The organism is Streptomyces fildesensis, from assembly GCF_016107395.1.
GTDB lineage: Bacteria > Actinomycetota > Actinomycetes > Streptomycetales > Streptomycetaceae > Actinacidiphila > Actinacidiphila fildesensis.
The window spans coordinates 1-2461 of the sequence record NZ_JAAIKO010000105.1 but is presented as its reverse complement, the minus strand read 5'-3'; the positions used below and the strand labels follow the sequence as shown (position 1 = coordinate 2461).

The 2461-nt window shown below is 68.3% G+C and carries 2 protein-coding genes and 1 pseudogene; all 3 read right to left on the bottom strand.

Annotated elements, in window-relative coordinates; translation table 11 throughout:
* Positions 1-89 (bottom strand): annotated as a pseudogene (locus tag C6N31_RS44860) (glycosyltransferase); the annotation flags it as partial.
* Positions 90-221: 132 nt separating this feature from the next.
* Complete coding sequence (locus C6N31_RS42040) at positions 222-800, bottom strand: hypothetical protein (protein WP_307811610.1); 579 nt, start codon at positions 798-800, stop codon at positions 222-224.
* Positions 797-2092, bottom strand: coding sequence for a molybdopterin-dependent oxidoreductase (locus tag C6N31_RS42035; RefSeq protein WP_232486333.1), 1296 nt, complete (start codon positions 2090-2092; stop codon positions 797-799). Before C6N31_RS42035 ends, C6N31_RS42040 begins: the two co-directional genes overlap by 4 nt.
* Positions 2093-2461: the final 369 nt, after the last annotated feature.

The window sequence follows — 2461 nt, the reverse complement described above, 5'->3', positions numbered from 1 at the left end:
TCCAGCACCCAGGGCAGGGCACCGGCCTCGTCCAGGCACGGCAGTACGACGTCAACGGGCGGTGTCGGTGGGTTGGTCACGCTCCTCACCCTACGAAGCAGAAACCGACATTCCGGGCTTTGGCTCCTTACGAAACACGTACATCGGCCTTCTGGGCCTACGGACCTGCCCGGTCACGCTGTTCTGACACGCTCGACGCGGCCAGACGTGCTCACACCGTTTCAGGCTTCGTCATCCGGTGCCTTGTGCCCAGGTGGAGGTTGAGGACCTGGTCCGGCAGATGGAGAGCCAGTTGGCGGTGCGCCAGGACCGGGCTGCGTGGGTGGCTGGGGGCGCGGGGTGCGTTGGCGCCACATGGAGGTAATCAGGCAGAGGGCTGAGGCGGCGAAGAGGGCGGCGGTGATGAGCAGCCAGCGGCCGAGGAATACGTCGGAGGGCAGGCCCGTAGCTAGGTGATAGCCGGGGACCTTGTTGAGGATCAGGGGGTACCAGGTGATCAGCAGGAGCAGTGCGACGAAGGTCGGCACGCGCAGGTAGTTGATCCACTGCTTGGGGGTGCGGTGGTGTTTCCCGGAACCGCCGCGGGAGCCCAGAAGGGCTTGTGTCGCACGGTCGGTGACGGTGTACAGGGGGAGCAGCACCAGATCGTGGATGAGGGCCGCTCCCACGAACCAGATCACGATGCGGAGGGTGTCACCTTTGAGGAGTCGGGTCCCTGCGTATGCGGTGAGGGCGAAGGAGCACAGGATGAGCAGCAGGTGCAGGGGGGAGGCGCCGTAGCGGGCGCGGACGCTTTTCACAGGGTGCTCCCGAAGGTGAGGCGGGTGACCCATTTGGTGTTGTGCACGCCGGGGTTGGCGGGGACGATGATGCGGGCGGGGTAGCCGTGGTCCGGGGTGAGATCGGCGCCGTTGACCCGCAGTGCCAGCAGCGAGCGGGAGTCGCGGACCTGGTTGTCCCGCAACACCGTTGACCGGAAGGCGCCGCCACGCTGTACGGATTCCACCGCGACGCCCGGCGGGCTGGTGTGCAGGCCGACGAGCGCGGCCAGGTCAACAAGCCGCACGCCGGACCACTCCTGGTCGTCGGTGGACCACCCCTCCACGCACGCGATCGGCAGTGAGGCTCCGTGTTGTGGCAAAGCCAGGACCTGGGCTCGGGTGAGGACGATCTGCCGGGCGCCGGCGCGCACGGTCAATCGCCAGTCCGGCCCGATGTCACGGGCCCGGATGCCGACGTCGGCCGCCGTCTTGTTGATCTGGAAGCCGCCTGGACCCGAGCCAGGGTTCGGGCCGCCGTGCGGGGCCAGCAGCGCGGTGCGGCGCAGTGGCCCGCCGATGCTCTGCCCGGCCGTGACGACCAGCAGAGCCGCGGATCCCAGGCCCACCATCCCCAGCGCGCCGCGTCGCGACATCGTCGGCGGGGCCGGCCGCGGTGAGACCAGACCTGTCGCGTCCATGGGTTCGGGCTCGGCCCGCCCCAGGGGGGTGCGCAACTCTGTGCGCATCCGACGGCTGCGCAGGGCGCGGACCATGGCCGGAATGCGGAACGCGATGTGGACGACGAACGCGCCGATGAACACCCATGCTCCGTAGAAGTGCAGGGTGTAGAAGGAGCCGGGGAAGATGTAGTGCAGTTGGATGTTGAGGATGCCCGTGATGAACTCGAACAGTGCGCCGCCCACCAGGAGCAGCAGTGACAGGCGCTCCAGCGCGTGGCTGACCGAGCGCACCGGAGGCCACGAGAACAGCTTGGGGATCACCGACCACAGCTTGGCCAGCAGGATCGGGATCAGTACCACTCCCAGCGTGACGTGCACGCCTTGCAGGAGCCGGTAGAGCCAGTAGGGGTGGGTGGGCCAGGAGAACAAGTAGAACCCCAGAATCCCCTTGTCCGGGGTCTGGTCATTGACCGGCGACAAGTCCGGGTTGTACGCGGCGTAGGACAGCAGCCCGGTCAAGAACATCACCGAGATCCCCACGAGCAGAATCAACCCGAACACCGACGTCAGCCACGGGCCGCGCAACGGGCTGCGCCAGAACCCCGGCCGGGCAGGACCCGGCGGCGGGCCCGCCGCCAACAACGCACGCAACCGACCAGGCCGCTCAGGCTTCGCCGCCGGGTTGGCACTGGCGGGGGAGGTATCGGGCTGCTGCGTAGCTTTGGGCGGGGGTTTCGCTGCTGGCTGCCCGGGGGTGCTGTCTGCCGGTGTGCTCGCCCCGTCCGCCGGAGGCTGCGGCTGCGGCTTGGGGGGTGGGCGGCGGGCGTCCTGTCCGTCGTCAGGGGCGTCCATCTCGGTTCCTTCCCAGTTACACACAGTGTCCGGGAAGACCGTACGTCGTAACCATTGGCGCACGGCGGTAGCGACTCCTTACGATTCGCGCCGTTCTGCCCGCAAAGGGCACCGGGTGCGTCACTGGCTGGGGCGCACTGCGGCGCCGATCGCCTGCAGGCCATAGAA